Below are 6,161 nucleotides of genomic sequence, written 5' to 3' on the forward strand. Positions count from 1 at the left end.
CGGGCTTCTCGGCCAAACTCAATTCGATTCCCGAACCCCTGCGCCAGAGCTTTACGTACGACCAGGGCAAGGAACTCACGCGGCATCAAGAACTCGCCGCCGCCACCGGCGTGAGCGTGTACTTCTGCGACCCACACAGTCCGTGGCAACGCGGGACCTGCGAAAACACCAACGGATTGCTGCGACAGTACTTACCTAAGGGCACCGACCTCTCGGTGTACACCCAGGACGAACTCGATGCTATCGCCGACAGCCTGAACAGCCGGCCGCGCGCAACTCACGCGTTCCATTCGCCATTCGAGGTCTTCGCTGCGACACTTGCCTCAGCGAGCCAATCTCAAAGCGCTAAACATTAACCCCTCGTTGCACTTCGGTTTGAAACCGCCCATCGAACCCCTTCAGCGCTTCCTTCAGGCCGCTTACCGTCCGAAAAGTTTCGACGGCGGGCCACCACCGGGCCCGCAGTGATTCGCTTGGTCGTATAAGCGGCGAGACGGCGAGATCGTGACCTTCAGTGGAACAAATTTATGACGACGTGCGACGCGCTGCGGCGCTTCATGCGTGGTTGCTCATCGAATGTTACTTCACCTGTCTGTCGAGACGCCGGCCCAAAATGAAAACCGAGGCGAGCATGCATAAAAGCCAAGACCTGTTGCAATGGAAGCTCGGTCTAGGACTATGCCTGGAAGCCGCGTCCGCGATCCTCGTGTTGGCCACGGCTAGAGTTTGTTGAACGAGAAACGCGCAGAGTTTTCCAAAGTTTCCCACGGAAATGGCGCTCTCAATTCTTCCACACGCGCTGACTCACGTGACAGTTTGTACACTAGAGTTCCGGGCTGGTGATATCGCCCTGGACTATTGATTGCGCCATAGCTTCCGCGGCCGCGACTCCTTCATGCTTCGACGAGAAGGGGCCGAGCGGGGGCGCACCCTCAAAAGGGAATAACAATCTGTTGTCCGGCTTTCGAACCACCCTGAGGGTACCGAAATAGCCGCCGCCCGAACTCGGACGGTACGACGCATATATCGCGTAGTCATCAGCCGTCTCTCCCCGAAGCGGTGACATAACTGGCTTACTGTGGAAAAGCTTAGGTTTTCCAATCCTCTTACCAAAAGGCATGATCATTCCTCCAAACGCGGTGCCGCGTCATCCTCGCTAGAATTTTCAAACTGCTCTAAAAGCAGCGATGGTTTCACGTCAGGCCGTGACTTGACTAGCAAACGGCATGCCGTTTCTACAGGCTAGCTTGGCGAACGCTGTATGTCTGCTTTCCCTGTCGATGTGAAGAGTCTGCTCTTGCGATTACAGACTAAATAAGGCTCTTTACTGCGTCCACGCACGCGGAGACACGTATGGCTAATCCACCTGTCTCTTCGCATAACGACCGATGCCATTTGAATGCAGTCATCGTGCTCTCAAAGCTGTAAGTGCAAGCATTTACTGCTTGAGGCGCCGCCTTCGAAGGAGTTGGGGACTATTAGCCAATTATTGCTTGAGAACTAGTCGAACAGACGGTTAAGCCGCTTTTCTTCTTAGTGGCACAGCGAATGCTAATTCAAGACCGCGCAGCGCTCGCTGCATTGATTTCCATCGTTCGAACAGGATCCCCAAATGAAAATCGCGTTGATCAGCGAGCATGCGTCGCCTCTTGCGGTTGCGGGAGGAGTTGATAGCGGCGGTCAAAATATCTATGTCGCCCACGTTGCGCGGCAACTCGTTCGCTGCGGGCATCACGTGGATGTCTTTACGCGCTGTGATCGGTCGCTGTTGCCGCTCATCTCCCGCTTCGACGGTGTGCGCGTCATTAATGTACCGGCTGGCCCACCGGTTCAACTGCCGAAGGAGCAGCTTCTGCCATTCATGGAAGAGTTTGCACGCTTCACGATCGAATTCTTCCGACGCGAAGAAAGGCCTTACGACGTGGTGCACGCTAACTTCTTCATGCCGGGGCTTGTCGGATTGCGCGTGAAGGCGGCACTACGCACGCCGCTCGTCACGACGTTTCATGCGCTCGGCCGGGTGCGACGCCTCCATCAGGGCGCAAGCGACGGGTTTCCCGATGCGCGCTTCGGGATCGAAGACATGCTCGTGCAAGGCTCCGACTCCGTGATCGCCGAGTGCCCGCAGGACGAAGCCGACCTGGTGTCGCTGTATCGCGCGGACCCGGCGAACATCGATCTTGTGCCGTGCGGGTTCGACAGCGACGAGTTCTTTCCGATCGACCGCGCCGAAGCGCGCGACGAGCTAGATTGGCCGCAGGATCGCTTCATCGCGTTGCAACTGGGGCGCATGGTGCCGAGAAAGGGTATCGACAACGTCCTGCGCGGCATTGCCGCCTGCAACCGCGAGCTGGGCGAGAAGGCGCATCTTTATGTGGTCGGCGGTAACTCCGACGACCCCAATGAGATCGCCACGCCGGAAATCGGTCGGCTGGCGGGCATCGCCCGTGAATGCGGTGTGGAAGAACAAGTCACCTTCCTCGGACGATGTGCACGCCAGCGACTGCGCCTCTTTTACAATGCGGCAGACGTCTTCGTTACGACGCCGTGGTACGAACCATTCGGTATTACACCGCTCGAGGCCATGGCGTGCGCGCGACCGGTAATCGGTGCCGATGTCGGAGGCATTCGCTATTCGATTGCACATCGGCAGACGGGGCTACTCGTGCCGCCGAAGGACCCTGCTGCGCTCGCGCACGCTCTAGTTGCGCTCAAACGTGACCCCCAACTTGCGTACCGCATGGGCGCGGCGGGCCTTCAGCGCGCGCAGCAGATGTTCACATGGCGCGGCGTCGCCGAGTCGCTGGCGTCGATCTACGCGCGTGTCGCAGGCGTCGAGATTGACGAACAAGCAGATGTTGACGCAGTCGATGCGAGGCTCGCGGCGGGAAGCGCGTCCGCATGAGCAGCGTTGCGACCTTTCTCGACAAGGATGGCACGCTGCTCGAAGACGTCCCCTACAGCGTCGATCCCAACGCGATGAAACTTGCGCCCGGTGCACGCGAAGCGCTCGCGATTTTTGCGGACGTCGGCGCTCTGATCTTCGTCATCAGCAATCAGGGCGGCGGCGCGCGCGGGCGGTTCGAGATCGGCGCGCTCGACGGCGTCGAATACTCGCATCTAACAGGCGGCTATGCCGGTGGACAGGCGGAGTTCGTGCGTGTCCCCTTCGCGGACACGACGCATATCAAGATCCCCGACGGTCTAACGGACGAACAGGTGCTTTTCCTCGGCGACATCTTCCCGACCGGATGGCAGGCCGCGGTCAACTGCGACATCGAGCCGACCGATACGGTGGCCATCTGGGGCGCAGGCCCGGTCGGGCAGATGGCGATCCGCAGCGCGCTCCTGCTCGGCGCAAAGCAGGTGATCGTGATCGATCGCGTGCCCGAGCGGCTCGCGATGGCGAAAGTGGCTGGGGCGATCACAATCAACTTCGACGATGAGAGCGTGCTCGACCGGCTAAAAGAACTGACCGGTGGCAAGGGACCGGAAAAATGTATCGATGCGGTCGGCATGGAATCGCACGCAACCCGCTCTTTCGACGCAATATACGACCGCGTGAAGCAGGCGGTGATGCTCGAAACTGACCGTCCGCATGTGCTGCGCGAAATGATCTACGTCTGCCGGCCCGCAGGGACGCTGTCCGTCCCCGGCGTCTACGGCGGCTTGATCGACAAGATTCCTTTCGGCGCATCGATGAACAAAGGCCTCACCTGGAAGATGGGCCAGACGCACGTCAACCGCTGGACCGACGACTTGCTCAGGCGCATCCAGGAAGGGCAAATCGATCCGTCCTTCGTGATTACGCACACTGTCCCGCTTGAAGAGGGCCCGGGGATGTACAAGACGTTCCGCGACAAGGAAGACGGTTGCATTAAGGTCGTGTTGAAGCTTTGAACATTTGATGCACGACTACCGAAGCTTGTCCCGCGCGGGCCGCTTTTGCAATCGCGATGACGGCGGGTCCAAGCCTTGTTAGAAAGTTCGATCGTCGTCTGAAATCTGTATATGCCCGTGGTATGCCGGTGTAGGGACGTCGATCGATACTTCGTCCGGAGCCGGCTTGCAGACAGTTTTCGGCTAAATCAACGGCAACGGCTGTACCGGCTTGCCCTTCCCCCAAACCTGTGTCGGTTATTTATCGTTTGCTGCCGCACATCTCGGAAAAATAATGACCGTCTCCTTTAAGAAAAATTCTTCGCGCACCTCCGTTACCGTTGGCGCTGCTGCCGTTGCGGTAGCCGCCGTCGCAGCAGCTCTCTGGAACGCTCACAAGGCGCGACGCGCGGAACGTGAGCATCCGCCTGCGGGTGCTTTCCTTGACGTCGAGGGCGTGCGTCTGCACTACGTCGAACGCGGCGAGGGGCCGCCGGTCGTGTTGCTGCATGGTAACGCCGTCCTGCTTCAGGACTTTGATGGCAGCGGACTCATCAATGCACTGGCTGCCCGTCACAGGGTCATTGCCTTCGATCGGCCTGGTTTCGGGTATAGCGAGCGTCCGCGTGACCGGCTATGGACAGCGGCGGCGCAGGCCGCACTTTTCATGAAGGCGCTGAAGCAACTGGATGTCGAGCAGCCCGTCGTGGTCGGACATTCGTGGGGCACGCTGGCCGCGCTCGACATGGCAGTTCAGTTTCCGGCCGATATTCGCGGCCTCGTGCTGATTTCGGGTTACTACTACCCGACGATACGCCTGGACGCCGCCATGAGCGCGCCACTCGCGTTTCCTATCATTGGCGATGCGATGCGCTATACGGTTTCTCCGGTCACAGGCAGGCTGCTCATCAAGCAGTCTGTCAAGGCGATGTTCTCGCCCGCAGCGACGCCCCGAAGTTTCACCGATGCCGTACCGCACGAAATGGTGTTGCGCCCGTCCCAGCTCCGGGCCGAGGGCGAAGATGGCACGCTAATGGTTTCGTCAGCGGCACGTCTGAAGCGTCATTACGGCGAGCTCCGGTTGCCGATCCACATCTTCGCGGGTGCGGCCGACAAAGTCGTCGACGTCGACGCTCATTCGCGGCGCCTGCATCGTGACGTGCCGCAAAGCAGCCTGACCGTTGTCCCTGACGCAGGCCATATGGTTCACTATGCGGCCGCGGCGAACATCGCGGCCACTGTCGAAGCGGTGTCGGGCGCAGATGTCTTGGAAGCCCCTTTGTTAGCGGCGACGCGGTGACCACGGGAGGCCTACGTTCGCCAGAGCAACTTGCTAACGCTGCGCAATCGATCGCGACCGCACGCACATCGAATCTGTATCATGGCGGGATGCCAAGAACGGTGCCCTGGCCAGCGCCCCAATCGTCACGGGAGGCCTTCTGCGGCAGGGGGCCGGGCAGCGTTGCTGAATAAATCATCGGTGACTTTTGGCGCTGCCTAGCCGGAACTTCAGGATCCGGCTTGCACGAAACAAGACCACCCGTCGGGCCACAACAGGGACCGCTGTTCCCGTCTTCGGGTTCCGCCCCGCTCGCGCATGTTTATCGCGCAACTGAAAGCAGCCGAACCCCGATAGTCGAATCGCCTCGCCGTTCTCCAGCGCTTGCATGATCAGCTCAAAAAACGCGTCCACCAGCGCGTGGGCGTCAGACTTGTCGAGTCCTCCCTGAGCGATGAGCCGCTCGATCAAATGCCCTCCAAGCCGGCTGGCCGACGAGCACGCCGCGCGCGGACGCACCCGCGATTACGCGGTCGCCGAAATAGCGCACGACCACGGCTCGGGCGTCGAGGCCGGCATACCAGCCGCGCAAGGCGGCCAGCTCCGCGTCGTCGGGGAGGGAGATGGGTCCGGTCTCACGCGTTTTCATGATCGCCAGTTTTAGGCCAGAATCGATGCTAGCCCGATAAAGCGATTTATCGGGCTAGCCACCGTTCCGCGGACCCGCGCCATCGCATTCAGCGGTCACCGCTTCTTGAGATCATCCCGTGCGGTGCGCCAGGCCGGCCGCGGTGACGGACCCATTGCTGCCGGTCGGGTTCTTAGGGTTACGATGGCTCGTATCGGAGTGAACCGGTCATCCCGCATCGGCGGGTTGTCACGCAGACTGCCCTCTGGAGCAGTGCGGCAAATGAGCCGCGAGAATGAAATAGGTGCCGCGCTCAGGCTAATCGGCCTTGCTCACCAAGCTCCACGAGGGTATCAACGACGTGCCGTACTTTTG

5 protein-coding genes and 2 pseudogenes are annotated in these 6,161 nt (G+C 60.2%); 4 read left to right on the top strand and 3 right to left on the bottom strand.

Annotated features, from left to right (window positions below; translation table 11 throughout):
- On the top strand, window positions 1–356 hold a 356-nt coding region (locus AWB67_RS33890; protein ID WP_125477805.1), incomplete at its 5' end, for an IS30 family transposase.
- A 467-nt stretch (window positions 357–823) separates the two neighbouring features.
- Here AWB67_RS33890 and AWB67_RS43250 read toward each other — a convergent pair.
- Window positions 824–1,126: a DUF6723 family protein gene (locus tag AWB67_RS43250; protein ID WP_327366982.1), complete on the bottom strand. Its 303-nt coding sequence runs from the start codon at window positions 1,124–1,126 to the stop codon at window positions 824–826.
- Between the two features lie 486 nt (window positions 1,127–1,612).
- On the opposite strand from AWB67_RS43250, the gene AWB67_RS33900 reads away from it, so the two are divergent.
- From AWB67_RS33900 to AWB67_RS33910, 3 genes and pseudogenes are all read left to right on the top strand, one after another.
- Window positions 1,613–2,905, top strand: coding sequence for a glycosyltransferase (locus AWB67_RS33900; RefSeq protein ID WP_087660354.1), 1,293 nt, complete (start codon window positions 1,613–1,615; stop codon window positions 2,903–2,905).
- A 206-nt stretch (window positions 2,906–3,111) separates the two neighbouring features.
- A pseudogene (locus AWB67_RS33905) lies at window positions 3,112–3,900 on the top strand (zinc-binding dehydrogenase); the annotation flags it as partial.
- Between the two features lie 274 nt (window positions 3,901–4,174).
- A complete protein-coding gene (locus AWB67_RS33910) occupies window positions 4,175–5,179 on the top strand; it encodes an alpha/beta fold hydrolase (RefSeq protein WP_087660355.1) in 1,005 nt (334 codons plus the stop codon).
- Between the two features lie 174 nt (window positions 5,180–5,353).
- Here the strand turns inward: AWB67_RS33910 and AWB67_RS33915 are convergent, their stop codons facing one another.
- Window positions 5,354–5,677: an integration host factor subunit alpha gene (locus AWB67_RS33915; protein WP_087660356.1), complete on the bottom strand. Its 324-nt coding sequence runs from the start codon at window positions 5,675–5,677 to the stop codon at window positions 5,354–5,356.
- Window positions 5,610–5,807 (bottom strand): annotated as a pseudogene (locus AWB67_RS43590) (integrase); the annotation flags it as partial. The pseudogene AWB67_RS43590 and the gene AWB67_RS33915, both read right to left, overlap by 68 nt.
- Window positions 5,808–6,161 lie beyond the last annotated feature (354 nt).

This window comes from Caballeronia terrestris, assembly GCF_001544515.1.
Lineage (GTDB): Bacteria > Pseudomonadota > Gammaproteobacteria > Burkholderiales > Burkholderiaceae > Caballeronia > Caballeronia terrestris.